Consider the following 25,894-nt stretch of genomic DNA (forward strand, 5'->3'; position numbering starts at 1 on the left):
TTCGAAGACGACGAGGTTTTCACCGGTGACCCGGTTAACAACCGCGAGAGTTTCGAGAGTTGAATGCCCTGCGAGGGCGGCGAGGCCGTGTGGCCCGCCAACGAGGCTGTTTAAACAATATCCGGCCGCCGGTGTCAACACGGTTTTTGCGAGCCCGGCGGCACTTCGCAAAAAAATGTCATGGAAGGGCCCTGGGCCGCCGCTGGAGCCCGTAATCTCGGGCTTTCGAGGGGGGTCGGCGGGCTCTCTTGGGCCTGTGGATAACTCAGATTGAGGCGATGGCAGGGGTGCGTTCGCCAGCCGTGAACGGCGAAATTCCCTCAAAAAATTTGGCTGGCGGCGGCCTCGAACGGCGCCTTCCGGCGCCGTCCGCGTAAGAAATTGAAACCTCAGCGCTTCCGCAGGCTCACGAGGTAGGCTTCCAGCTTCTCGAAAGTGCCGCCGAAGCCATTCGTCATGCTCGGGTGGTTGCTATCGAAGGTCGCCGTTTCTTCGTCGCTGGCATTGTATGCGGACGAGGTGACGACGATTTTCGTGCGGCCATCATCGAGCTCTTCAAACGCGAAGACCGTCAGCATTTCGAGCGGCCAGCCTGGCGCCATTGGATGACGCGCGATCCCGCCGTCGGCGTCCGAAAACGAGCTGATGAAGGCGACGCGTTCGGGTGCTGAGATCTCGCGGTAGACGAAACGTCCCCACATGACTGAGCCATCCGGCGCCTGCATGCCGTAGTGGAATGTGCCACCCGGGCGCAGATCCAATTTCGGGCTTACGATTTCGAAGCCTTTCGGGCCCCACCAGTGCTGCATGTGCCCGGGATCGGTGAAGACCTTGAAGACGAGTTCGCGCGGCGCATCGAAAATGCGCGAGATGACGAATGGCGGTTTTACGGCGACCTTGTTCATGACGTCTTCCCTTCCGACTGGAGCAGATGCGCGGCAAGACGAGCGAGCGTCTGGTGCGCGCCCTCGATGGCGCCGAACTTCGCCATCCAATCGCGCCGTTCGCGCGTCGCCGCGAGAAGGCGCAGCGTGACGCGCGTTTTTCCGTCTTCGGTTTCAAACGTGACCCAGACTTTGAACGGCTCGAAATCCGGGCGGTCAGCGCCGGCATCGTGATCGTAGGCGAGAAGTTCCGGCGCCCTTACCTCAGTGTAGCGCACACGGTTCGGGTGGTCCGTGCCGTCGGGTCCGTGCATCGTGAAGAGCCATTGACCGCCTGGGCGCACGTCCATCTCGTACGTCGTCGTGGTGAAGCCATTCGGCCCCCACCAGTTGCTGATGTGTTGGGGGTCCTTGAATGCCGCGAACACGAGTTCGCGCGGGGCATCGAAGACTCGGGTGGTGACTATTTCGCGCTCGGCTTCGTCAGCATCATTTCGGCTTCCTGCGTCCACCTTTTTTCTCCTTTGCCTGCAACACACGTAGATACTCATCGAGCCGGTCGAAGCTCTGCTCCCAGAACCGGCGGTAGTGCTCCACCCAGTCGTCGACTTCCTTCAGCGGGCCCGGTTCGAGCCGGCAAGGCCGCCACTGCGCTTCGCGCCCGCGCGCAATGAGGCCCGCGCGCTCCAGCACCTTCAGATGCTTGGAGACCGCCGGCAGGCTCATGTCGAAGGGTTCGGCGAGATCGGTGACGGAGGTTTCGCCCAGCGCCAGCCGCGCCAGGATTGCGCGCCGCGTGGGGTCGGCGAGCGCTGCAAAGGTTTCACTGAGCCGGTCGGCTGCGGGCATTTATTTAGCCATCTCGTTAAATAACCTTTCGGTTAAATAGCGGCGAAAGGTTCGCGCGTCAAGCGATCGCTCTAAAGAAAACTCGATGTTTGTTGAGGAGCTCAGTCGCGCATGGGGCGGATCAATGGCGCCAGCTGACCGCCGAAGAGCGCGTTAAAAATATAAAAGCCCCGCCCGGAGTGCGCTCCGGCTGCAGGGCTTGGAGGGAAACGTGGCGCGCTCCGCTTAGTGGCGCGTCTCCCGTCTCAACCGTTCCATCTCATCCTTGAGTTTCAGTTTTTCCTGCTTCCATCGGCGAATTTCGATGTCGTCAGAACCGGGGCTCGCCGCTGCTTGAGTTATTTTCAGTTCGAGGGCCCGATGCTTCTCCGCGAGTTCAGCCAGATGAGCCGTAATCGTCATCAGTTGCCTCCTATAGAGTTGCAGACATTGAAATCGTGCCACACGTTTTACGGGTTGTCCAACGCGCCTTTCGCTAAGCCTGGATGTTTGAATTTTGTTACGAAGCCAGACGTTCGGGTTACGGATTCGTGAAATATTTTCATAGGATTGGGAACTTCGTGCCGAATCGCGCTTTTGCCCTGTTGCCTTATCCCGGGCAATCACCCAAAACGCTGCGATCGACCGGGCAGTGGGCAGGGGTTAAGAATGGAGCGGCGCGACGAACGCGAGCTCAGGGAAGAGCTGGTAACTTTGCGGGGCGAGCACCGTCAGCTCGACTGCGAAATCGCCGCTCTTGAAGGTGACCCTTCGGCCGACCAACTTCTGATCAAGCGGCTGAAAAAGAAAAAGCTTGTTCTGAAGGATCGCATTACCCTCATCGAGGACAAGCTGCTTCCCGACATAATCGCGTGAGACTTGCGTTCGCGTGCTTAGCTGCTTTGGCAGTTATGCGCGTTTAAGGTTCATGATCTCGGCAGCACCCCCCGTCGACACGTGGCTTTACCCGGTTGGGACCGGAATTTATTGCGAACCGGGCGATTTTTATATCGATCCCGGCCGCATGGTTGATCGCGCCGTCATTACGCACGGGCACGGCGACCATGCCCGCGCCGGCCATGGCGCAGTGCTGGCGACCGCTGAAACGATTGAAATCATGAAGGTGCGCTATGGCGAAGATTGCGCCGGCGCCTTCCAGCCCTTGGCGCTTGGCGAAGCGATCAACATCAACGGCGTCAGCGTGCGGCTCGTGCCGGCCGGGCATATCCTGGGCTCGGCGCAGGTCGTCATCGAGTGGGCCGGTCGGCGCGCCGTCATCTCCGGCGACTACAAGCGCGCGCGGGACCCGACCTGCCAGCCGTTCGAACTCGTTACGTGCGATGTGTTCGTGACGGAGGCGACGTTCGCCCTTCCCGTCTTCCGGCACGAGAAGGCGGAGCACGAAGCCGCGAAGCTGCTGTCATCGCTTCGCGCCGAGCCCGACCGCACGCATCTCATCGGCGCTTACAATCTCGGCAAGTGCCAGCGCATGATCCGCGTCGTTCGCGATGCGGGGTACGATCAGCCGATCTATCTGCACGGCGCGGTCATCGCGCTCAGCGAGCTTTATCAGAAGCTCGGCGTCGATCTCGGCGAACTTCTGCCCGTTGCGGGCACGGATCCCAAGACCATGCGCGGCGGCATCGTCATGTGCCCGCCCTCGGCGCTCGGCGATCGCTGGTCGCGCCGTTTCGGCGATCCGGTCAACGCGTTTGCCAGCGGCTGGATGCGCGTGCGTGGCCGCGCGCGGCAGATGGGCGTCGAGCTGCCACTCGTCGTTTCCGACCACGTCGATTGGCCCGAACTCATTCAGACGGTGCTCGAGACGGAAGCGGAAGAGATCTGGGTCACGCACGGCCGCGAGGATGCGCTCGTGCATTATCTGGGCTCGCTCGGGCGCAAGGCCCGCGCGCTCGCGCTCGTCGGCTATGGCGAGGAGGCGGAGTAGCGATGCGCCAGTTCGCCAGCCTTCTCGATTGTCTCGTCTACACGCAGAGCCGCAATCGCAAGGTGGCTCTGCTCGGCCATTACTTCCGCACCGCGCCCGATCCCGATCGCGGCTGGGCGCTTGCCGCGCTGACGGATGGCGTGCCGATCCGGTTGCCGCTCAGGCGGATGCTGAGCGATCTCGTCACGCGCTTCATCGATCCCACACTCTACCGGCTGTCACGCGATTACGTCGGCGACACGGCGGAAACCGTCGCGCTGCTCTGGCCCGAGGGCGGCATTCCTTTTCAGAGCAAGGACGCGAGTGCCGCTTCTTCTTCGGCTGCTGACAAGAAGCCGGATGACAAGGAGAACAAGAAGCCGAAGCAGCTGGTGTTTGAGTTTACCCCCACCCCTAACCCCTCCCCGCAAGGGGGAGGGGATTCTCCCTCGAATGCAGCCGCCCCTCACCCTAACCCTCTCCCCGTGAAGAACGGGGAGAGGGAATCTCCCTTCCCCTCGGAGGGGACGGGCGGGGGATGCGGTGACATCGGCCACAACTCCGGCGAAGCGCCGGGGCTGTCGCTCGGCGCGGTGATCGAGGCGATGGCGACGGGCTCGACGCACCAGCGGACCGAGCGGCTGGGGCACCTTCTCAATCAACTCGATGCCTCCGGGCGGTGGGCACTGCTGAAGCTTCTGGGCGGCGCACCGCGCGTGGGCGTGTCGGCGCGTCTGGCGCGAACGGCGCTCGCTGAAAGCTACGGCCGGGATGTTTCCGAGATCGAAGAGATCTGGCACGCGCTCGAGCCGCCCTATCTCGAACTCTTCCAATGGCTCGATGGCAAAGCGGAGCGTCCCGATCCCGGCGCGAAGCCGGTGTTCCGTCCCGTCATGCTCGCGCATCCGATCGAGGAGGAAGATTGGCCGCGCCTGTCGCCGGAAGATTTCGCCGCCGAATGGAAATGGGACGGCATCCGCGTGCAGGTCGCGGCGCGCGGCGGCGACGTGCGCATGTTCTCGCGGCAGGGCGACGACATCTCCGGCGCGTTTCCCGAAATCCGCTCAGCCTTCCAGGGTCACGACTGCGTCGTCGATGGCGAGTTGCTGATCATGCGCGATGGCGTCATCGCGCCGTTCAATGACTTGCAGCAGCGTCTCAATCGCAAGTCGGTGACGGCGAAGATGATGTCGTCCTACCCACCGCACGTGCGCCTTTACGATCTTTTGTTCGATGGCGCCGAAGACCTGCGCGCATTATCGTTTGGCGAGCGCCGCGAGCGGCTGGAAGCTTGGCATGCGAAGCATCATCCGCGGCTGACGGACGTGTCGCCCCTCGTCGCGTTCAAGTCGTTCGAAGAGCTGGGCGAACTTTGGTCGTCGGCGCGGGCGGAAGGCATCGAAGGGCTGATGCTGAAGCGGCGCGCGAGCGTCTATCAGCCGGGGCGCGTCAAAGGCGAATGGTTCAAGTGGAAACGCGCGGCGCTGACGCTCGACTGCGTGCTGATGTACGCCCAGCGCGGCTCCGGCAAGCGCTCGTCGTACTATTCGGACTATACGTTCGGCGTCTGGCGCACGGATGAGAACGGCGAGCGCCAGCTCGTGCCCGTTGGCAAAGCCTATTCAGGCTTTACCGACGAAGAGCTGCTGCTGATCGACAAGTGGATCCGAGGCCATACGACGGAGACGTTCGGGCCCGTTCGTGCGGTCGAACCGGAGCTCGTGTTCGAAGTGGCGTTCGATGCGGTGCAGGAATCGACGCGGCACAAATCGGGCGTCGCGATGCGGTTTCCGCGCATTCACCGCATTCGCTGGGACAAGCCCGCGGCGGAAGCCGATACGCTGGAGAGTGTGCTGAAGCTGATGAGCGGTGGTGCCACGGCTGTTACTGCCGCGGCACCATCCGATCTCGTCTAGTAGACGGCGCGCTTATTAAGCGGCGGCCGCCTTCACCGTGCTTGCCGTTTCGGCGATGTAGGCCATGGCAGCCGCAACGCCGCCTTTCTGGTGCGGAATGCCCGCCAGATCGAAGCCCATCTCGACGCCCGTCAGCGCGCCCATGACCGTCAGCTCGTTCGTGTCGCCCAGATGAGCGATGCGGAAAGCCTTACCCGCGAGCCTGTTGAGCCCGGTGCCGAGCGACATGTTGAAGTTGTCGAGCACGATCTTGCGATAGGCGTCGGCGTTGTGGCCCTCCGGCACGACAACGGTCGTGACGGCCGGCGAGTAGTACTTCGGATCGCGGCACTGGATTTCGAGACCCCACGCCTCAACCGCCCGGCGCGTCGCTTCCGCGAGGCGCAGATGGCGAAGGATGACGTTATCGAGGCCTTCCTCGTTGATCATGTCGATCGCCTCGGCAAGGCCGTACAGCAGGCCGGTCGCCGGGGTATACGGGAAGTAGCCCGTCGAATTCATCGACAGCATGTCGTCCCACGCAAAGTAGGAACGCTTCAGGCCGGCCGTCTTGGACGCTTCGATGGCCTTGGCGCTGATCGCCGTGAACGACAGTCCCGGCGGCATCATCATGCCCTTCTGCGAACCTGACACCGTCACGTCGATGGCCCACTCGTCGTGGCGCAGATCGGCGGCGGCGAGCGAGGAAATCGCGTCCACCATCAGCAGCGCCGGGTGCTTGGCGGCATCCATCGCCTTGCGCACTTCATCAACGCGCGTGAGGCAGCCCGTCGAGGTCTCGTTGTGGACGACGCAGACGGCCTTGATCGTGTGGCCGGTATCGGCCTTCAGCCTGCGTTCGATCTGGTTGGCATCGGCGCCGATGCGCCAGTCGGTCGGAATCACTTCAGTCTCGAGACCGAGGCGGCGCGCCATGGCTTCCCAAAGCACCGCAAACTGGCCCGTCTCGCACATCAGCACCTTGTCGCCGGGCGACAGCGTGTTCGTCAGGCCGGCTTCCCACGCGCCGGTGCCCGAGGACGGGTAAATGATGACGTGGCCCTGCGTTTTGAACAGACCCTTGATTCCTGAGAGAACGCGGCGGCCGAGTTGGCCGAACTCCAGACCACGGTGATCGAGAATCTGACGCGACATTGCCGCCAGGATGCGCTCCGGGACGGGCGTCGGCCCCGGGATCTGCAAGAAGTGGCGGCCGGGCCGGCGATTTTCTCTCGTCATTATTATAGTCCTCAAGGATCTTTTTATTCGTCTCCGCGGCTGTCCTAGTACCGAACCGCGCCAGATACAATTGTCCGGCGCCGCGATTCCGGCCGATCCGAGGCGCTTTTTGTCTCGGATGCCCTGCGGCAAAGAAAAAATGCTTCTTTCCTGTAAATGCCACGATACTGCCAAGCGCTGCGTTGTCACGGAGCGGGGGCTCCGCAACCACAAAAAGCCAAAAGGGACGAGCCATTGAGCAACACAAAAATCAGCACAGGCCATCTCACGCAGCTAACGGCTTACGAAGCCCGCCGGGCGCTCGAGGCAGGCGATATTACGTCGGCGGATCTTGTCAGTGCCTACATTGCGCGAATCACCGAACGGGACGCGGACGTCGGCGCCTGGCAGCACTTCGATGCCGATCGTGCGCTCGCCGAAGCGCGCGCCAGCGATGAGATGCGCCGCGACGGCGCGGCCATGCCGCCGCTCGCTGGCATACCTGTCGGCGTGAAGGACGTCATCGACACGGAGGACTTTCCGACGGAGCTCGGTTCTGAGGTTTTTGCCGGCCGGCGGCCCAAGGACAACGCCTTCGTCGTCAGCGCGCTCGAAGCGGCCGGAGCCATCATTCTGGGCAAAACAGTGACCACGGAGCTTGCCTTTTTCGGGCCCGGCAAAACGCGCAACCCGCGCGATCTTGCGCGCACGCCCGGCGGCTCGTCTTCTGGATCGGCGGCGGCGGTGGCGGATGATCAGGTTCCCCTCGCGCTCGGCACGCAGACGGCGGGATCGGTGATCCGGCCTGCGTCCTACTGCGGCGTCATCGGGTTCAAGCCGACGTTCGGCTACACCTCGCGCACGGGCGTGCTGGCTCAGTCGGCGCCGCTCGATACGATCGGCGGCTATGCGCGATCGGTGCACGACGTTGCGCTGCTCTTCGACTGCATCAGCATGTTCGATGCTGGCGATGCCGCCATGCGCGAGGAAACGAAGCCTTCGCTTTTGGCGGCGCTCGAATCCTCCGATCTCAGTCCCCCTCGCCTCGCCTTCGTGAAAACGCCGGCGTGGCCGCAGGGCGACGAAGAGATGCGCACGGCGTTCGAAGCATTTACTGGAAAGCTCGGCATTACCGAGACCCCGCTTCCTGCCGAGTTCGACGAGATCTTGCGTCTGCAGCAGATCGTGCAGTTCTCCGATATCGCGCGAAACTATGGCCCTATCGCTGATGCCAATCCCGATCGCGTGTCGGCGAAGCTGAAAGAGATCATCGCCGAGGGCCGCACGTTCACGCAGGCGCAATACACCGCCGCGCGCACGAAGCAGAACGCACTCTATGCGTTGCTGCGCCCGATGCTGACTGAGTACGACGCCATTGTGACGCCTGCCGCGCAGGGCGTTGCGCCCGTCGGTCTCGCGAGCACCGGCAGCCCGATGTTCAACGGGCTTTGGACGTATCTCGAGATGCCGTGCATTTCTCTACCGCTTCTGGAAGCGGGCGGCCTTCCCATCGGCGTGCAGCTCGTCGGCGCACGCGGCGACGATGCCTGCCTGCTGCGCGCTAGCGCTTGGCTGATGGAGCAGCAGACGTAAGTCTCCCACTCCGGCGGCACCATCTGCGTGGTTCTGGGTCCCGGGTCTCGCAAGTGGGCTCGCCCGGGATGACAACTGTGGGGTGCCTCTCGTCGCTAACTCCCGTCATCCTGGCGCGGCGACGGTACGGGCGATCCAGCCGTTCTTGTCATCCCGGCCGAAGCGCAGCGCGGAGCCGGGACCCAGGCAGCATCCAACACTGTCATCCTCGGCTTTATGCCGAGGATCCATCGGCCCTCAATGACGGAGCCTGCTGCCTAATGGATCCTCGGGACAAGCCCGAGGATGACAATAGTGGATCCCCGCCCGCGCGGGGATGACGGTGCTGAGGCGCAGCCTCACGCGTCATCCTCGACCGAATAAGCGTAGCGAATGATGGTTGGGGATCCAGCGTAAGACTCGTCGAAGACACGAATATATCGAACCTTCGGCAGTTTTATGCTGGATCCCCGAACGGCTCGCAGGTTCGCCGTTCGAGGATGACGGCAAAAAGAAAATGGCCGGGCGAGCCCGGCCATAATCTGAAAATTCCAAAGCGAAGTCGGCTAAATCGAACTTACGCCAGCTTGAACGGCATGTCCTTGCCGGCGAAGAAGGCGTCGATGTTGTCGAGCGCTTCGAAGCCCATCTGGTTGCGCGCCTCGATGGCAGCCGAACCCAGATGCGGGAACAGGAACGTGTTCGGCAGGTCGTAGTAGCCTTCGTTGATCTTGGGCTCTCCCGCGAAGACGTCGAGGCCGGCATAGGCCAGGCGGCCCGACTTCAGCGCCGCAATCATGTCCTCGTCGTTGACGAGATCGCCGCGCGCCGTGTTTACGACGATGGCGCCCTGCGGCAGCTTCTCGATCGTTGCCTTGTTGAAGAAGCCGCGTGTTTCGGGCGTGGACGGCGCGTTGATCGAGAAGAACTGGGAAACCGCCAGCAGGCTGTCGAGGCTGTCGTGATAGACGGCGTTGTACTTCGCTTCGACCTCGGGCTTGGCGCGGTAGATGTCGTAGTAGTGAATTTCCATGTCGAAGCCGCGCGCGCGCTGTGCGAGCGCCTGGCCGATCTTGCCGAAGCCGTAGATACCGAGCTTCTTGTTATCGAGACGCTGACCGACGAGCTGCAGCGGCTGCCAGCCGGGCCATGACCGCGTGCGGATCATCTTTTCGCCCTCGCCCGCGCGCCGTGCCGAGCCGAGAAGCAGCAGCATCGCGATTTCGGCGGTCGCAACGGTGACGCCGTGGGGCGCGTTGCCGACCTTGATGCCGCGCTTTTTGCAGGCTTCGAGATCGATGTGGTCAAAGCCGATCGAGAACGTCGAGATGCACTTGATGTTCTCGGGGATCCGCTCGATCACGGCGGCCGGGCACTTCTCGTTGAGCGTCAGCAGGATGGCGTCGACCGACTTGGCCGTTTCGATCATCTCGTCGATCGTGATCTTCGGATTGTCGCCGTGGGCAATAACATCATAGGACTCGCGGGCGCGGGCCATAGCGGCCTCAGGAAGCGGCCAAGTGATCAGGATCTTCTTTTTCGACATGAGGTGGAGTTTCTCCCGGAGGTCGGACGTTCATCGCAGGCACCGCTTGTGCCCGACCGGGGCGGACCTGACAAGCCCGGTCCGCCGCTGCGCTGCACCGCAACCGGCCGCAGCGAAACGCTTTTTTCACCAAGCCCGCCCCAGAATGCCCGCCTGACAACCTCCTCCGCGCTGGCCTCTCGAGACAATCGTCATGCGTAAGATCCTGCTTGGTCTGGTCGTACTCGCCGGCGCCAAGGTCTGGTACCAGGACCATACCTATCGCACCGCCATGGGCGAGGCGGTGGTCGAGGCCTATCGCGAACGCGCCATCGAGGTCTGCCGCCGGAATGGGCCGAAGAAGGCTGCCGGGGCGCGCGACGATGCGGCCACTGCCTGGGCTTCGCCCTCAATCGAGGCCGTCATCGGCAATCCCGATATCGACGTTGCCTTTTGGGATACCCACAATCCGCTTTGGAGCCAGCGCTTCCGCGACCCGCATTTGATCCTTACGGCAGCCAAGGGCGGCGCACGCTGCTCCTATGACGTGCATGAGGGCGGGGCCAAGCTCTCGATGCGCTAGGCCTCGTCCCCGCTTAGGACCGCCGGGAGCAAATCCTTAACTAACAACGCCCTATTCATAATTAACGGGGACAATGACGCCTGAGCCGGTTTGCGCCGGCGCGGGCGTTGCGGTTGAGGCGCCCGGACCTCACGGGCACTTGCGGGCGGATGAAGCGAAAGACGGCACAACGAACACGGGGGAGCGCGCGGCTTGGGCTTGCCGCGGCCGGTGCAGCCGTTGTGAAGCGTGCCAAGGCCGTTGTGGGCCTGCCCATAATCGCGGCCCTCATCGCCGCCGGAACGGTCGCCGTCCTCCCCGATCGCTACACGGCGACGGCTCTCATCCACGCCGATCCGTTGCCGAAGCCTGCCACGGTAGCCCCGCCTGTGGCCGATGCCGCCCCGGCCTCCCCTACGCTTGCGTCCGAAGCCGAGTGGAAAGAGCTGCAAGAGCAGATCGCGTTCATGGGTTCGGCGGCGATCATTGATCCCGTCATTGCCGAGCTTGGGCTGGCTCAGGATTCCGAGTTCAACGCCACGCCGATGCTGTCGCGCATGCTCGGCTCTTTCAGCAGTCCGGCGCCCGACGAGGCGCTACGCGCGGCCATCAGCAATCGCCTGAGCATCAGCCGCGTGCGCAGCACGTCCATGCTCAACGTCCAATTCACGTCGCGCGAGCCTCAGAAATCCGCGCGGATCGCGAACGCGATCGTCCGGCAGTTTCTGGCGCAAAAACAATCGCCGCTTTCGAACGCCGCCGCTTTGACTCTCCGTGCCTCCGGCAACCTTACAGCATCGGAGCGAATGTTCGCGTCGCTCGTCGAGACGTATGGACGGACCCGGGCGTTCGCTGGACCGCACATCGTGAACTTGGCCGGGCCGCCCGGGCGGCCGGCGGGGCCGCGGCGCGTCCGCATCGTCGTCGTTACCGGCGGATCGGCTTTGTTGCTTTCGATCATGCTGGCGCTCTGGCTCGAACGGGAAGCCTTGCTGCGCACGCGGAGAGTGGAGAAGACGCTCGCCTGTCCACATATGAGTTCCATCCCGGCCATCGCTCCGCCGGCCGATCCGGTTGCCAGCACGCGCGGCGCACGGATGATCATTGCCGAGCCCGAAGGCCGCTATGCGGGAGCCGTCCGCAAGGTCTGCAATGAACTGGGCAGGCGGAAAACCAACGATGCAGCGCGCGTTGTCCTTGTCGCCTCGGCGCTGCCGCACGAAGGCTCGGACATTTTCGCCTCGAATATCGCGCACTACTTTGCGCTGTCAGCCCAGCAGGCGCTTCTCGTCGATTGCGATTTCCGCGGCAAAGGCCTGACGCGCGAACTGACGCCGCAAATCGGCGGCGGCCTTCTCGATCAGATTGCCGCGCACGCGCCGGTTGAAGATGTGGTCCTGCGCGATTGCCTCACGGGGCTGCATTTCCTGCCTGCCTCCGGCCCCATGCCCGTTCCGATCGCGGTGGGGACGGCCATCCGCTCAGCGGAATTCGCGAACGCGCTTGCTGGTCTCAAATCGCACTTTCCGCTGATCGTACTCGCGGCGCCGCCGCTGCTGCCGATCGCGGATGCCCGCGTGCTCGCCGAACTCGCCGACGACATCGTTTTTCTGACTGCGTGGCACCGGACGCCGCAGTCTCTCGCGAAGGAAGCGCTGACGCTGCTTGACGCCAACCAGAGAAAAGTTGTCGGCGCCGTACTCACGGACATCGCCGAGGATGACGTCACCGGCGTGATGAGTTTTACCGCGATTTTCCAGGAGATCCGGCGCGCCACCGGCATCACCTTGATGGATCGCGCGGCCTAGCGAGAGACATGCAGCGCGAGAGGCAACAACCTCCCGCTGCACTGATCGAATCCTACGCCAGACATGCTCCGGGAAAAGTTGCCTATCCACTTCGGGAAGAAATTCCCGATGCGGCGCGGTGTTTCACGGCGCCATCAGCGCCTCTCAGCGCTACCTAAAAACTGTTCTAAATCAAATCTCCAACAGCGCACTTTTAACGGCGCGCCTTGAGAATTTCACACTAGTAACTCATCAGCAAAATCGCTACACGCCATCGGGAAATCCGACATTCTTTCGCTAGAGAAGGTCATCGCGTGATCAGAACTTTGAAGCGTTCCTGGCTTGCGTACGCGCTTGCCTTGCCGATCGGTACTTTCGCGACACAGGCAGTGGCTGACCCTGCCGCTCCGGCAACGCCTGAAGCCCACACGGGCACACAGGTCGAACTGAACAAGCTCGAGCACGCCGAAAAGGGTTGCCGCGCCTACATGGTCGTCAACAATCCCGGCGAGACGACCTTCCAGTCCTTCAAGATCGATCTCGTCCTCTTCCAGACCGACGGCGTCATCGGCAAACGATTTTCCATCGATCTGGGGCCTCTCAAGCCGAAAAAGAAATCGGTCAAGCTCTTCGAGATCGACGGCGTTCAGTGCGACAAGATCGGCTCCCTTCTCATCAATGACGTGATGGAATGCAAAGCTGATGGCGCTCCGGTTTCGGGCTGCCTCGATGGCCTCAAGACGTCGACCCTGACGAACGTCCAACTTTCAAAGTAACGCGGTGAGCGACTGATGAGCGAAGAAATTACCGGAAGAGACCTAACGATCCTCGGCCTCTTCAATCATGCCGATCTCGTCGTGAAATCCATCATCGTCGGTCTGTTGCTGTGCTCGATCGTCTGCTGGGCGATGGCGCTCGAAAAGCTCATCCGCGTGTGGCTCGTCAATCGCGAGATCCGCAATCTGGAGCGGAACGGCGCTTCCGCCATTCTGCACAAGGGCCGCCCGAGCAGCCTCGTCGGCGCTGTCGGAGATGCTGCGCGCACGGAATGGGAAGAAGGCGCCAATGATGCATCAGCGGGCGAAGTTCGCGACCGGATGGAAATCGCCATGCGCGCCGCGGTGAAGCGCAAGCTGAAAAGCATCGAACAGGGCCTGCCCTTTCTCGCCACGCTCGGATCGGCCGCGCCGTTCATCGGCTTGTTTGGCACCGTGTGGGGCATCATGAACTCGTTCACGGCCATCGCGCAGCAGCAGGACACCAGTCTTGCCGTCGTTGCGCCCGGTATCGCCGAAGCGTTGTTCGCGACGGCCGTCGGCCTCGCCGCCGCAATTCCGGCCGTCATCTTCTATAACCAGATCACGGTCGCGCTCGGCCGGGCCTCCGATCGCGTTGCTCCGGCCATCGTCGGCTTGGCACGGACGCTTTCCCGTCGTGGTGTTGAGGGTGTGAACTGATGGGAATGTCCGTCGGCAGCGGTTCGTCGGGTGACGAGGACGGCTACAAGCCCCTCGCCGAAATCAACGTCACGCCGTTCGTCGACGTGATGCTCGTGCTGTTGATCATCTTCATGGTCGCGGCGCCGCTGATGGTGCAAGGCGTGCCGCTCGATCTGCCGAAGACGTCAGCCGCCAAGGTCGGCGCGCAGAAGAAGCCGATGGTCGTCTCGCTGGCGCCCGACGGCAAGCTCTACATTCGCGACGAGGAAGTGACGCGCGAGTCGCTCGTTCCCCGTCTCATGCAGATCAAGTCGGCCGAGGGCGACGGCATTGTCTACGTCCGCGCCGACAGAAAAATCGCGTACGGCGACGTCATGGAGCTGTTAGGGCGGGTCGGAGAATCGGGCTTTGCCCGCGTTTCCCTGCTTTCTCAGCCGCCGTCGTCGGGAGCGTCCGCCAACAATTAAAGCCGAGAGCCGCTGGAATGAACGCGTTGCGAGCAACCGCGATTGTCATCTCCCTGCTTATTCACGGGACGATCGGCTACGCCATGCTTCCGAGCCTGCAGAATTCCGACGTTCAAGCTCTCGACATGGGCAAGGGCATGGACGTCGTGCTCGTCGAACAGGGCATCGCGACGGCCGGCATCTCGAAGCTCGGCGACGCGATGGAGTCGATCGAGACGAGCGAGATCGTTCCGGTTCAAGAGCAGCACGCCAAGCCGCCGGAAGAGGTGAAGCCCGACGAGCTTCGCGACGTCATCACGTCGGATGCCAGCGAGGTCATCACGGAGACGATCAAGGTCGAAGAGCCGCCGCCGCTAGAAACGCCTCAGGAGCAGCCGCAGACGATCGAGACCAAGGCGCAGCCCGAGCAGGTCGCCATCGTCACCGAGCAGAGTTCGGGCGAGGCGAAGTCTGGCGGCGACGCCAAGGCCTTCGGCCGTTACCTCGGCCAGATCAACGACCGGGTGCAGCGGGCCAAGATCAATCCGCGTTCAGCGGTTGCAGGCACCGTGGTCATGCGGTTCACCGTCGGCACGGACGGCAAACTGCTGTCGAAGGAAGTCGCCGCGAGTTCGGGTTCGAAGCTCCTCGATGAGGCCGCCACGGCAGCGCTCGACCGTGCCGCACCCTTCCCGCCGATCCCACCTGAGATCAGTCTGAAGCCGCTCGCTTTCACGCAGCCCTTCAAATTCATCATGCGTTAACGAACGGCCGCCGCGCGCAATCGCTCGTTGCAGCAGCGGCCTGATCCCGACATTTCGCTTCAAATGATATGCACTTCCAGCGCGCAGCGGCCCGTTTCCCGCGGCCGCGAGATTAACTTTGAGTTAGGTCCTCGCCTCTAGATTGAACCCCAAAGTCCGCCTGCGTTGGGTTCTGCGTTATGATTTTTGGATCAGTTGGAAACGCCAAATCCAACTCTTTGATGAATGAATATGCTTCGCTTTTAAGCGAAGCTGTTTTGCGTCATCGCGCGCGCGTTGCCGAGCAGTCGGCGCGCATCGAAGCGGATCTCGCCAGCAAGGTGAAATCCGAGTTCATCGCCAACATGAGCCATGAACTCAGAACACCGCTCAATACGGTGATTGGCTTTTCCAAGCTTCTGACGCAGCATCACCTGCGCCGCCTGCCCGACAAAGAAATCGTCGAATACGCGACACTCATTCACGATGCCGCCGGCCACCTGCTTTCCGTCATCAACGACATTCTCGATATCTCTAAAATTCAAAGCGGAAAATATACGCTCGACGCGCGCGAGGTGAACGTCGGCGAAATTCTCGCCGCGAGCGTCAGCTCCTTCCGCATGATGGCGAGCGAAGCCCACGTCGATTTGCATTTCACGCTTGCGCCCGACCTGCGCGCGATCCGGGGCGATGCCCAGAAGCTGCGCCAGATTTTCACGAACATCATTTCCAACGCGCTGAAATTCACACCGGCCGAAGGCACGGTGGATGTCACCGCGCGCGGTACCGGCACCGGCGGCGTCGTCATTTCCATTCGCGACAGCGGCGTCGGCATGACGGCGGAAGAAATCGGAATCGCTCTGACGCCATTCGGACAGGTGGACGGCGGCCGTTCGCGCTGGCGTGAAGGTGCGGGTCTCGGTTTGCCGATCGCCAAGGCGCTCGTCGAACTCCACGGCGGCTCGCTCGAACTGCGTTCGAACAAGGGCAGCGGAACCGAGGCCATCATCACGCTTCCCGGCCGGGACACAGTAAGCGCAGTCGAGTCTCACAAGTAATCGCTACAGGCGCTTGAAAGGCCCGAGATCCGGAACCGAATGCCAGGCAATCCTCTCCCCAATCCGCTGAATGCTGGTCCCGGTGCCTCCATCGGGCGCATCGTATCCGTCACCGGATCAAAAGCGATCGTGCTCCTCGACGGTGCCAGCGAGCTGCGCTTGCGCTCGCCCGACGGGCGGCCCGAAATGGGCACGCTGCTTGCCGTCGAAACCACGCGCACCACCGTGCTCGCCATCGTCTCTGCGCTGAGCGTTCCGGTTCCCTCGCAACGCGAAGGCGATACTGAAGTCTGGATCGCCGAACTCGGTCTCGTCGGCGAGCTGACGAGCACGGGCGAAGGGCAGCGGCCACGATTCAATCGCGGTGTCAGTTCGTATCCCGCGCTCGGCGATCGCGTGCGGCACGCACAGCGCATCGAGCTCGAAGCAACTTTCTGTGGCGATATCGCCGCCTCGGTTCGCGTCGGCGCGATCCGGCAGGACAGCTCGATTCCGGCGATGGTGCGGGTCGACGAGCTGCTCGGCAAGCACTTCGCCATCCTCGGCACGACGGGCACCGGCAAATCCTGCACCACGGCGCTCATCCTGCGCTCCATCGTGGAGAAGAATCCCAACGCGCACATCGTCCTGCTCGACCCGCACAACGAATATGCGACGGCGTTCAGCGAGTGGGCCGAGGTGATCTCCCCGCGGAACATGCAGCTGCCCTATTGGCTTCTGACGTTCGAAGAGATCGCGGAAGTTCTGGTCGGCGACGGCGACCGCAAGGCCGAGATCGAGATCCTGCAGGAAGTCATCCCGCTCGCCAAGGCCCGCTATCACAGCGTTCGCTCGAGCGAACCCACGAAGCTCCGCCGCGGTTTCGGCGACGCCAGCCGCTATACGGTCGACACGCCCGTTCCCTACCGCATCTCCGATCTTCTGCTGTTGATCGAAGAGCGCCTGGGCAAGCTCGAGAACCGGAAAGACCTCGCGCCCTACCGCCTCCTCAAGCATCGCATCGAGACGATCTCGCAGGACGGCCGCTATGCCTTCATGTTCGGATCGCTCACCGTTTACGACGGCATGGCGCAGGTGCTCGGCCGCCTCTTCCGCGTGCCCGTCAACAACAAGCCGATCACAATCCTGGAGCTGACGGGCATTCCCTCGGAAGTCGTCAACGTTGTCGTGTCGGTTCTCTGCCGCATGACGTTCGACTTCGCGCTGTGGAGCGAGGGTCAGGTGCCAGTGACGCTTGTGTGCGAAGAAGCGCACCGCTATGTGCCGGCGAACGCGACGCTGGGTTTCGAGCCCTGCAAGCGCGCCATCGCCAAGATCGCGAAGGAAGGCCGCAAGTACGGCGCTTCGCTGTGCATCGTCACACAGCGTCCGGCCGAAATCGATCCGACCATTCTCTCCCAGTGCAACACCGTTTTTGCGCTGCGCATGTCAAACGACCGTGACCAGGAGATTGTCTCTTCGGCGGTTGCCGACACGGGCGCGGGGCTGCTCGAATTCCTGCCCTCGCTCGGTCAGCGCGAGGCGATCGCGTTCGGCGACGGCATGGCGCTGCCTGTCCGCATCAAGTTCGACGAATTGCCCAAGCGCTGCCTGCCGAAGTCGTCATCGGCGGCCTTCTCCGAGCGCTGGCAGAAGTCGCTCGGAGACGATGGCTTCCTGGATCAGATCGTCGAGCGCTGGCGGGCCTCGGGAATCCCGGCGCAGGCGGATGGCTCTCATCTGGCCATGATGGCCGATGCGCTTGGCCTGCACGGCCCGTCGACTCCGCCGCCGCCGGATTTCCATGGCGTAGGCCCGGACGCGAGCGCCACCGCGCAAAAAATTCCGCCGCCGCCGATGCCTCAAACGGCCTCGCCTGCCTCCCCGCCGCGATCTAGCGCACCGTTACCGCGCCGGGAGGCGCCCCCGCCCATGCCGCAGGCGCCGTCTTCCGGCCAGGGCAGCAGGGGTGTCGCGCCAGCGGAGTCCTTGCGCTCGTTGCGCGAGCGGCTCACACGTCCGATGGGCTGATCAGATTGGTTGCCAAACAGCGTTTGGCCAGGCTCTTTCTCAAGCCGTTGAGCATTTTCAGCTACAAACGTTGCGTCAGATTGGTGATTGGAGCAGAGCTGCTTCTGCCTGTTATCCTTCTCTCAACGCCCGCTGCCGGACATCGACCTTTCAGATCTGGGGGATATGATTTCTCATGAGCAATATTCATCCAGTCATTCTGTCGGGCGGGTCGGGCACGCGGTTGTGGCCGTTGTCGCGCGCGATGTACCCCAAGCAGTTCATCCGCTTCTTTAATGGTCAGAGCACATCGTTTCTCGGCACGGCGCTCGGCCGGCTGCCGCCGCACGCGGGCTTCGAGAACCCGATCCTGCTCTGCAATAACGATCATCGCTTCCTCGTGCGCGAGGAGTTGGATCGCGCCGGTCTCGAGCCGCGCGCGATCGTGCTCGAGCCCGTTGCACGCAACACGGCGCCCGCGATTGCGGTGGCGGCGCTGATCGCGCTCGAACAAGACCCTGATGCGATCCTCGCCGTCATGCCGTCCGATCACGTCATCGAAGATGCGGTTGTCTTCGCTGAGCACATCCGCCGGGCGGCCGAGGTGGCGGCGACGGGCAAGCTCGTGCTCTTCGGCATCAAGCCAACGGAGGCACATACCGGATACGGCTACATCAAGTGCGGCCAGGCGCTATCGGGCTTTGGCGGGCACGCGTTCGATGTCGCAAGCTTTGCGGAGAAACCCGATCGCGCCACCGCCGAGAGCTATCTGGCGGACGGATCGTATTTCTGGAACAGCGGAATTTTCGCGCTCAACGCCAAGACGTATCTGGCCGAGATCAAGCGCCTCGAGCCCAAGATCCTTGAGGCCGCGCGCGCCTCGCTTGCCAACGCCAGTGAAGATTTAGGCTTCCTTCGCCTCGATCGCGCGGCGTTTGCGGCGGCTCCCAACATCTCCATCGATTATGCGGTGATGGAGAAGACGCGGGCGGCGGCGATTCTGCCGATGAACGTCGGCTGGAATGACGTCGGTTCGTGGTCGTCGCTGTGGGAGATCGCGCCGCGCGATGACAAGGGCAATTTCATCAAGGGCGAAGCGGTTCTCGAGGATACGTCGGATTGCTACGTGCATTCCGAGCGGGCGCTTGTGTCGACGATCGGCGTCAACGATCTCATCATCGTCAACACGCCTGACGCCCTCCTCATTGCCGACAAGAACCGCACGCAGGACGTGTCGAAGATCGTGCAGCGGCTGAAGCAGTCGAACCGCAAGGAGCAGGAGCAGCACCTGCGCAATTACCGGCCGTGGGGTTACTTCGAGACGCTCAACATCGGGCCGCGCTTTCAGGTGAAGCTTTTGCACGTGAAGCCAGGCGGCCAGCTGTCGATGCAAATGCATCATCACCGCTCAGAGCATTGGATCGTCGTGCAAGGAACCGCGCAGGTTTCGATTGGCGATAAGGAACAGCTCGTTCGCGAGAACGAGAGCGTCTACATTTTCGCGACGCAGTGGCACCGGCTGTCGAACCCGGGCAAGGTCCCGGTCGAGATTATCGAAGTGCAGATCGGGTCGTACCTCGGCGAGGACGACATCATGCGGACCGACGACATCTACAATCGCCAGCCCGAAGAGACGAAGTAGGCGCTTTACGTTGGCGCTGGCGACACGCGTTCCGCGAGCCGGCCGCCAGCAGCTTTTCGTTGGCGCTGGCGACACGCGTTCCGCGAGCCGGCCGCCAGCGCAATTTTCACTTCGTCGGGTCGGTCGGCCGGAACGTGAAGATGCGCCCGCGGTCTTCGCCTTCTTGCGGCACGTCGCTGCCAGAGGGTTCCCCGCCTAGCGCCGAGGCCGATGCGGCAGCTGCCGCCGCGCTATCCACTTGGCTCTTGTCGCGGAAAGCGCGCCAGCTCACCGGAATGAAGCCCAGATAAGCCAGCGTCAGCACCGTCAGCGTTTCATACGGGTAGGTAAAGAGAAACGCGACGAGACCGATGGCTAGCACGAATATCGGCAGCACCCATTCGCGTCCGACGCGTTCGCCAGCGAGCTTGCCGGAGTAGGTCGGGATCGACGACACCATCATGAAGGCGATGAAGACCGTGTAGACGAGCACGATCTTGAGGCCCCACAGCGACTTGACCTCGACGAGACCCAGCTGGTCGAGATAGAGCGGCAACAGCACGACAATCGCGGCCGCGGGTGTCGGCATGCCCATGAAGTAATTCGACTGCCATTTCGGCTTGTCGTCATCGAGCGCGGCGTTGAAACGCGCAAGGCGCAACGCGGAGGCGAGCGCGAAAATCATCACGCAGATCCAGCCCGCGCTCTTCAGGTCGCCCAGCCCCCAGGTGAAGATCAGGAAAGCGGGCGCGACGCCGAAGTTCACGAAGTCGGCGAGACTGTCCAACTCGGCGCCGAAACGGGACGACGCTTTCAGAAGCCGCGCGATGCGGCCATCGATGCCGTCGAGGCAGGCGGCGAAGACGATCGCCGCCAATGCCAGATCGTAGCGGGCTTCGATCCCCATTCGGATCGAGGTCAGCCCGGCGCAGAGGCCAAGCAGCGTGAAGAAGTTCGGCACGAGCATCCGCACCGGGACCCGCCGGTGACGGAAGAGAGACCGGCGCCTGCGGCGGCGCGTTTCGGTCTCGATGAATGGCTCATCCCTGTCCATGGCAGGCTCCTTGTGGCCTTTGCCTTCCATTGCGGCCGGTGGCCGGCGTATCAGGCGCGGCGCGCCTCGCGTTCGGGCTCGACCGAGTGAAGATCGGCGAAAACGGTCTCGCCCGCAATCGCGCGCTGGCCAACGCTGACGAGGGCCGTTTTTCCGGGCGGCAGATAAATGTCAACGCGCGAGCCAAAACGGATCAGGCCGAAGCGCTGGCCGATGCCAACCGCTTCTCCGGTCTCGACGAACGATATGATGCGGCGGGCGATGAGGCCTGCGATCTGGACCACACCGACCTCGCCATCCGTCGGCGTGCCGATGACCATAAGCCGGCGCTCGTTGTCTTCGCTGGCCTTGTCCAAAGCAGCGTTCACGAACTTGCCAGGGATGTAGAGCGAGCGAACGACATTGCCCGCGACCGGCGCCCGCTGGATGTGAACGTCGAAGATCGAAAGGAACGTCGAAATGCGCACGCGCGGCTCCGGCCCCATGCCCATCTCGATCGGCGGCACGACCGTCTCGATCGAGGAGATCTTGCCGTCGGCTGCCGAGACGACCAGGCCCGGCCGCAACGGAGTGACGCGCTGCGGATCGCGGAAGAAATAGATGACCCAGGCGGTGATGCCGGCGCAGATCCAGCCGAGCGGCGGATAGAAGAAGAAGAACAGCAGCGTCACAACCGCGGCAATGGCGACGAACTTATGCCCATCGGGATGCACAGGCGAAAGCTGGTCAAAAATCGTATCGAGAATGCCGTGGCCGTTGGACACGAATTACCTCCTGAAAAAAATTCTGGGCTGCGATAGCACGCCAGTCACCACAAGCCCATTAGGACACGCGATCAAGACACAGGCACTGCGACGAAGCGGAGATCGCCCTTGCTGTCTTCCACCCGAAGCAGCACGGCCTTGCGGCCCGCCTTCTTCACCTTCTCGACGCTCTTGGCCACGTCTTCGGGCTCGGAGACGGCGTCCTGGGCCGCCTCGACGATGACGTCGCCCGGCTTCAGGCCTTTGCTCGCGGCGGGGCTCTGCGGATCGACCGCTTCGACCACGACGCCGGTCATCTTGGCATCGAGATTGTACTTTTTGCGCAGTTCATCGCTCAACGGCGACAGCGTGAGGCCGATGATCTCGGAGCCTTTGGGGTCCTCATCCTCATCGGTGTTGCTCTTCAAGTCGCTCGCGTTGTCGTCATCTTCCTCAAGACGGCCGACGATCACTTTCGCGTTCTGCTTCTGGCCTTTCCGCAGCAGCTCGACGTCGACCTCCTGGCCCACTTCGGATTGCGCCACCAGTTTCGGCAGGCCGCGCATAGTCGTCACGTCCTTGCCGTCGAATTTCACTATGACGTCGCCCGCTTCCAGACCGCCCTTGGCCGCCGGGCTGTCGGGCGTCACCGCGGCGATGAGCGCTCCGGTGTTGTCGGCCAGTCCCAGCGTCTCGGCGATGTCGCCGGTGACGGTCTGGACCTTCACGCCGAGCCAGCCGCGGCGCACTTCGCCGTACTGCTTCAGCTGATTGATGACCTTGGCCACCGTGTCGGAGGGCACGGCAAAGCCGATGCCGATCGAGCCGCCTGTCGGCGAGATGATCGCGGTGTTCACGCCGATCACTTCGCCATTCATGTTGAAGAGCGGACCGCCCGAGTTGCCTTTGTTGATGGCGGCGTCCGTCTGCAGATAATCGTCGTAGGGGCCGGAATTGATGTCGCGGCTTTTCGCCGAGATGATGCCGACGGACACCGATCCGCCGAGGCCGAACGGATTGCCGATGGCCATCACCCAGTCGCCCACTTCGATGCTGCCGGAGTCGCCGAACTTGACGTCGGCGAGCGGCTTCTTGGGCGTCACCTTCAAAAGCGCGAGATCGGCTTTGGTATCGCGGCCCAGGATCTTGTCGACGACGAGCTTGGAACCGTCGTGGAAGTTGATTTCGATTTCCTCGGCGCCTTCGATGACGTGGTTGTTGGTGACGACGAGGCCTTCCTTGCCGTCGATCACGAAGCCGGAGCCGAGCGAGGAGATCTTGCGGTCGCCGTGGGGGACGCCGCCGCGCTTGTTGAAGAAATCGTCGAAGAAGTCCTCGAAGGGTGCGCCCTTGGGCACCTTCGGCAGGGGCACGCCGGCCGGGCCTTTGACGGTCTGCGAGGTCGAGATGTTGACGACGGCATCGGAGAGCCGTTTGGCGAGCGGGGCGACCGACGTCGGGCCAACGAACTGATCGGCGAGGACGGGCCCGGAAGCTCCCATGATCAGCGCGATCAAGCCAACACCGACCTTCAGCGCCGAACGTTTCTTCATCATCGCGAGAACTCCAGGATGTGACGGGCCGCAAGCCGGGGTCGATCCGGCCGGGCGGCCGGGGCGTGCGGACACGCGTTATTGGCGCAACATCGAAGCGTCAACAAGGCAACGCTTGCGCAACGTTAGCACATCGGGCCGCAGCGGGGATAAGCCGTCCTGGGCCTATCCCCGTGCCAGCCAGAAGATCACGACGCCCGCCGCCACGGCGGCGACGGCGCAAGCCTGGATACGGGTGGTGCTGAGAGCTGCAATCCCTTCAAGGGCCCGCCGCGCCTGGTGCGGCGCGACGGCCCAAAGAAGGCCCTCGAGAACGAGGGCTATGCCAAGCCCCGCCAGAAGATCGCTCATCGCTGGGCGAAGGGAGCGGTCGAACCGGACGGCGCCGGCGCTTTGCCGTTAGGGTCCTGGAAGTAGCGGAAGAACTGGCTGTCGGGCGACAGCACCATCCGCGTCTCGCCGGGCTTGATGGCCGACGTGTAGGCCTGCATCGAGCGGTAGAACCGGAAGAACTCCGGATCATGGCCGAAGGCCTCCGCGAAGATCCTGCTGCGCTCGGCTTCACCCTCGCCCCGGATCTCGTCGGACTTCTGCGTTGCCGTCGCCTTGACGATCGTCACGGTCTTGTCGGCGTTTGCGCGGATGCGGTTGGCTTCCGCTTCGCCCTGCGCGCGCAGCTCGGTCGCCTCGCGAACACGGTCGGCCCGCATGCGGTCATAGACCTTCACGAGGTTTTCCTTCGGCAGGTCGGCGCGCTTGATACGGACGTCGACCACTTCCAGACCGTAGTCACGGCCTTCCTTGTTCACCTGCGCAGCGATCTGCTTCATCAGGCTTTCGCGCTTGTCCTTGACGACTTCCTGCAGAGTTGCACCGCCAAGAACGCGGCGGATTTCGGATTCGATCAGCGGGCCGACGACCTCGCGTACGCGGTCCTCGTTGCGGACGTTCTGGTAGAACTTCAGCTGATCGACGATGCGATAGCGAGCGTAAGCGTCGACGATGAGACGCTGCTGATCAGCCGCCGTCACTTCCTGCTCGGTCGTATCGAGATCGAGGATGCGCTTGTCGAACTTCTCGACGGTGTCGATGAACGGCACCTTCCACTTTAGGCCCGGCGTCGTGATCGCCTGCTGCGGATTACCGAAGCGGAGCACGAGCGCCTGCTCGTTCTGGTGGACGATGAAGGCGGACGCGTAGAGCGCCAGCACGCCGACACCGAGAGCGGTGAGGATGAAAGCGAAGAATGCGCGCATATCAGTTCGCTCCCTCAGTCTGGTTCTGGTTGCGTTTCTGGAGCTGATCCAGCGGCAGGTAAGGCACCACACCCTGGCCGCTGTTCTTCTGATCGATGATGATCTTGTCGGCTCCGGAGAGAACGCGTTCCTGCATTTCGAGATAAAGCCGTTCGCGTGTCACGTCGGGCGCCTTCTTGTATTCGTCATAAACCTTGGTGAAGCGGGCAGCCTGGCCCTTTGCTTCGGCGACTGTCTGATCGCGATAGCCTTCGGCACCCGCGACGATGCGGTCGGCATCACCGCGTGCACGCGGGATCACCTGATCCTGATAGGTCTGCGCCTGCTTGATCAGGGTTTCCTTCTCCTGACCGGCTGCCGCCACTTCGCGGAACGCCGCAATGACCTCGGCCGGCGGATCGACTTCCTTGAGCTGGATCTGGTCGATCTTGATGCCCGCACGATAGTAATCGAGCGTCTTCTGCATCAGATCGCGCACGTCTTCCTGCGTCTTCTGACGGCCGCCCGTGAGCAGCGGCTGAAGGTTCGACTGGCCGACGACTTCGCGCATGGCGCTTTCGGCGACTTCGCGAACCGTCACTTCAGGCTGCGCAATATTGAAGAGGAACTGCTCGACGCCCGTCTCGCCGGTCTTGGGATCGGCTTCAGGGCTGATGCGCCAGAACACGACGAAGCGAACGTCGACGACGCTGCCGTCGCCCGTCAGCATCAGGCCGGAATCCTGGCCGCCGATGACGCTGCGGCCCGCACCGACTTCAATCGTGCGCTGCTGCGTGACCTTGGGCAGGCGAACTTCTTCGATCGGATACGGCCAGCGGAAGTGCAGGCCCGATGGCTCCCAGCGGTCGAACTTGCCGAAGCGCAGGACGATGCCCTGCTCGTCCGGATTGACGCGGAAGAAGAAGCCGTAGAACGCGACACCTGCTAGCAGCAGCATCGCGACAAGGAAGATAAACGGTTTGGGCACGCCGCCGCCGAGGCCACCGCCTCCGCCGCCACCACCACCGCCGCCGCGCATCACCTGGCGCATGCGATCCTGGCCGCGACGCAGAATTTCATCGAGATCGGGCGGCTCTTTACCGCCGCCGCCGCCACCACCACCGGTGGGACCCCATGGCCCTTGGCCCCATGGGCCACCACCGCCCTTGCGGCCGCCGTTCCCATTTGGGTTGCCGCCACCGCCTTGACTCGTCCAGGGCATAACTTAGGGCCTCGTTGTCTTTGAGTTGAAGTGTGAAATCGTGACCCCCAGCTTTGAAGTGCTGGCAACATGTGCTGTTGCCGAGTGCAAAGGCGTGAGGCCACGCCGAAAAACGGATTTTGCGGAGCTTATAGGGCACTACCCCATTGATCGCAAATTCCGCTGAATTTGGCTAACCTGCAATTTGGGACTTTCCGTCGGGCCTTCAAGTGCGGCGCGGCGTGCTACGTCGCGCTTTTGTTCCCTCTCCGATCAAAAATATAGAGCGTGGCGGCGTAATCGTCCCGCGGACCCTTGGGCAGCTCTTCCCGGCTTGCCTCAATCCAGTCGGAATCCTTAAGCGGCGCGAAGTAGCGATCGCCTTCGACGGTGGCCTGAACGCGGGTTAGGTAGATGCGATCGGCCGAGGCGAGAGCGGCCTCGAACACGCCCTCCCCTCCGATAACCATGACCTCATCGACGCCGCGCGTCGTCGCCAGAATGCGCGCGAGCGTCAGCGCGCCGCTCACCGTATCGCAGGTCGAGACGCCTGGGACTTCGAAGTTGGGATCGCGCGTCACGACGATGTTGTCGCGGCCGTCGAGCGGCTTGCC

Annotated in this window: 26 protein-coding genes; 13 read left to right on the forward strand and 13 right to left on the reverse strand. The window is 62.8% G+C overall.

Translation table 11 applies throughout. The features are described from left to right. Window positions 1–389 precede the first annotated feature (389 nt). The 4 genes from VFG26_RS17495 to VFG26_RS17510 form a co-directional block, all read right to left on the reverse strand. Complete coding sequence (locus VFG26_RS17495) at window positions 390–905, reverse strand: SRPBCC domain-containing protein (RefSeq protein ID WP_325027329.1); 516 nt, start codon at window positions 903–905, stop codon at window positions 390–392. Beyond that, on the reverse strand, window positions 902–1,396 hold the full coding sequence (locus tag VFG26_RS17500; RefSeq protein WP_325027330.1) for an SRPBCC family protein: 495 nt from the start codon (window positions 1,394–1,396) through the stop codon (window positions 902–904). Before VFG26_RS17500 ends, VFG26_RS17495 begins: the two co-directional genes overlap by 4 nt. Then, window positions 1,374–1,733, reverse strand: coding sequence for a metalloregulator ArsR/SmtB family transcription factor (locus tag VFG26_RS17505; RefSeq protein WP_325027331.1), 360 nt, complete (start codon window positions 1,731–1,733; stop codon window positions 1,374–1,376). The genes VFG26_RS17500 and VFG26_RS17505 overlap by 23 nt, the downstream gene beginning before the upstream one ends. Window positions 1,734–1,958: 225 nt before the next feature. Beyond that, a complete protein-coding gene (locus VFG26_RS17510) occupies window positions 1,959–2,135 on the reverse strand; it encodes a YdcH family protein (RefSeq protein ID WP_414653330.1) in 177 nt (58 codons plus the stop codon). Between the two features lie 246 nt (window positions 2,136–2,381). Between VFG26_RS17510 and VFG26_RS17515 the strand changes: the two genes are divergently transcribed. The 3 genes from VFG26_RS17515 to VFG26_RS17525 are packed head-to-tail and all read left to right on the forward strand — an operon-like array spanning window position 2,382 to window position 5,555. Further along, on the forward strand, window positions 2,382–2,588 hold the full coding sequence (locus VFG26_RS17515) for a DUF465 domain-containing protein (RefSeq protein WP_325027332.1): 207 nt from the start codon (window positions 2,382–2,384) through the stop codon (window positions 2,586–2,588). Window positions 2,589–2,640: 52 nt separating this feature from the next. Further along, window positions 2,641–3,660, forward strand: coding sequence for a ligase-associated DNA damage response exonuclease (locus tag VFG26_RS17520; RefSeq protein WP_325027333.1), 1,020 nt, complete (start codon window positions 2,641–2,643; stop codon window positions 3,658–3,660). Window positions 3,661–3,662: 2 nt separating this feature from the next. Beyond that, window positions 3,663–5,555, forward strand: coding sequence for a cisplatin damage response ATP-dependent DNA ligase (locus VFG26_RS17525; protein ID WP_325027334.1), 1,893 nt, complete (start codon window positions 3,663–3,665; stop codon window positions 5,553–5,555). A 15-nt stretch (window positions 5,556–5,570) separates the two neighbouring features. On the opposite strand, the gene VFG26_RS17530 is transcribed toward VFG26_RS17525, so the two are convergent. Continuing rightward, window positions 5,571–6,773, reverse strand: coding sequence for a pyridoxal-phosphate-dependent aminotransferase family protein (locus VFG26_RS17530; RefSeq protein WP_325027335.1), 1,203 nt, complete (start codon window positions 6,771–6,773; stop codon window positions 5,571–5,573). A gap of 234 nt (window positions 6,774–7,007) precedes the next feature. Here VFG26_RS17530 and VFG26_RS17535 point away from each other — a divergent pair, with 234 nt between their 5' ends. Next, window positions 7,008–8,345, forward strand: a complete 1,338-nt coding sequence (locus VFG26_RS17535) for an amidase (RefSeq protein ID WP_325027336.1) — start codon at window positions 7,008–7,010, stop codon at window positions 8,343–8,345. 556 nt (window positions 8,346–8,901) lie between these two features. Here VFG26_RS17535 and VFG26_RS17540 read toward each other — a convergent pair. Further along, window positions 8,902–9,870: a D-glycerate dehydrogenase gene (locus tag VFG26_RS17540; RefSeq protein ID WP_325027337.1), complete on the reverse strand. Its 969-nt coding sequence runs from the start codon at window positions 9,868–9,870 to the stop codon at window positions 8,902–8,904. Between the two features lie 193 nt (window positions 9,871–10,063). Here VFG26_RS17540 and VFG26_RS17545 point away from each other — a divergent pair, with 193 nt between their 5' ends. From VFG26_RS17545 to VFG26_RS17585, 9 genes are all read left to right on the forward strand, one after another. Continuing rightward, window positions 10,064–10,432 (forward strand): hypothetical protein, encoded by a 369-nt coding sequence (locus VFG26_RS17545; RefSeq protein WP_325027338.1) that lies wholly within the window; start codon window positions 10,064–10,066, stop codon window positions 10,430–10,432. Between the two features lie 149 nt (window positions 10,433–10,581). Next, window positions 10,582–12,219: a lipopolysaccharide biosynthesis protein gene (locus VFG26_RS17550; RefSeq protein WP_325027339.1), complete on the forward strand. Its 1,638-nt coding sequence runs from the start codon at window positions 10,582–10,584 to the stop codon at window positions 12,217–12,219. 293 nt (window positions 12,220–12,512) lie between these two features. After that, entirely contained in the window at window positions 12,513–12,974 is a 462-nt protein-coding gene (locus VFG26_RS17555; protein WP_325027340.1) for a hypothetical protein, read from the forward strand. Window positions 12,975–12,989: 15 nt separating this feature from the next. Beyond that, window positions 12,990–13,655, forward strand: coding sequence for a MotA/TolQ/ExbB proton channel family protein (locus tag VFG26_RS17560; RefSeq protein WP_325027341.1), 666 nt, complete (start codon window positions 12,990–12,992; stop codon window positions 13,653–13,655). Then, entirely contained in the window at window positions 13,655–14,104 is a 450-nt protein-coding gene (locus VFG26_RS17565) for a biopolymer transporter ExbD (protein WP_325027342.1), read from the forward strand. The genes VFG26_RS17560 and VFG26_RS17565 overlap by 1 nt, the downstream gene beginning before the upstream one ends. A 17-nt stretch (window positions 14,105–14,121) precedes the next feature. After that, a complete protein-coding gene (locus tag VFG26_RS17570) occupies window positions 14,122–14,847 on the forward strand; it encodes a TonB family protein (protein ID WP_325027343.1) in 726 nt (241 codons plus the stop codon). Window positions 14,848–15,104: 257 nt separating this feature from the next. After that, complete coding sequence (locus tag VFG26_RS17575) at window positions 15,105–15,884, forward strand: HAMP domain-containing sensor histidine kinase (protein ID WP_325027344.1); 780 nt, start codon at window positions 15,105–15,107, stop codon at window positions 15,882–15,884. A gap of 39 nt (window positions 15,885–15,923) precedes the next feature. After that, on the forward strand, window positions 15,924–17,894 hold the full coding sequence (locus VFG26_RS17580; protein WP_325027345.1) for an ATP-binding protein: 1,971 nt from the start codon (window positions 15,924–15,926) through the stop codon (window positions 17,892–17,894). 175 nt (window positions 17,895–18,069) lie between these two features. Beyond that, window positions 18,070–19,515, forward strand: coding sequence for a mannose-1-phosphate guanylyltransferase/mannose-6-phosphate isomerase (locus VFG26_RS17585; protein ID WP_325027346.1), 1,446 nt, complete (start codon window positions 18,070–18,072; stop codon window positions 19,513–19,515). A gap of 106 nt (window positions 19,516–19,621) precedes the next feature. Here the strand turns inward: VFG26_RS17585 and pssA are convergent, their stop codons facing one another. From pssA to VFG26_RS17620, 7 genes are all read right to left on the reverse strand, one after another. After that, window positions 19,622–20,548 carry a CDP-diacylglycerol--serine O-phosphatidyltransferase gene (pssA, locus tag VFG26_RS17590; protein ID WP_325027347.1) on the reverse strand — a complete coding sequence of 309 codons (927 nt, stop codon included), beginning with the start codon at window positions 20,546–20,548 and terminating at the stop codon, window positions 19,622–19,624. 50 nt (window positions 20,549–20,598) lie between these two features. After that, window positions 20,599–21,312 (reverse strand): phosphatidylserine decarboxylase, encoded by a 714-nt coding sequence (locus VFG26_RS17595; RefSeq protein WP_325027348.1) that lies wholly within the window; start codon window positions 21,310–21,312, stop codon window positions 20,599–20,601. 71 nt (window positions 21,313–21,383) lie between these two features. Next, window positions 21,384–22,847 carry a Do family serine endopeptidase gene (locus VFG26_RS17600; RefSeq protein ID WP_325027349.1) on the reverse strand — a complete coding sequence of 488 codons (1,464 nt, stop codon included), beginning with the start codon at window positions 22,845–22,847 and terminating at the stop codon, window positions 21,384–21,386. A gap of 162 nt (window positions 22,848–23,009) precedes the next feature. Then, window positions 23,010–23,195 carry a DUF2065 family protein gene (locus VFG26_RS17605; protein ID WP_325027350.1) on the reverse strand — a complete coding sequence of 62 codons (186 nt, stop codon included), beginning with the start codon at window positions 23,193–23,195 and terminating at the stop codon, window positions 23,010–23,012. Continuing rightward, the gene (locus VFG26_RS17610) at window positions 23,192–24,100 is read right to left on the reverse strand and encodes a protease modulator HflC (protein ID WP_325027351.1); all 909 of its coding nucleotides are present in this window, start codon (window positions 24,098–24,100) and stop codon (window positions 23,192–23,194) included. The genes VFG26_RS17605 and VFG26_RS17610 overlap by 4 nt, the downstream gene beginning before the upstream one ends. A 1-nt stretch (window position 24,101) precedes the next feature. Beyond that, window positions 24,102–25,301, reverse strand: a complete 1,200-nt coding sequence (hflK, locus tag VFG26_RS17615; protein WP_325027352.1) for an FtsH protease activity modulator HflK — start codon at window positions 25,299–25,301, stop codon at window positions 24,102–24,104. A gap of 224 nt (window positions 25,302–25,525) precedes the next feature. Continuing rightward, the coding region (locus tag VFG26_RS17620; protein WP_325027353.1) for a dihydrofolate reductase at window positions 25,526–25,894 on the reverse strand (369 nt) is incomplete at its 5' end.

This window comes from Hyphomicrobium sp. (assembly GCF_035687085.1).
Taxonomy (GTDB): Bacteria; Pseudomonadota; Alphaproteobacteria; order Rhizobiales; family Hyphomicrobiaceae; genus Hyphomicrobium_B.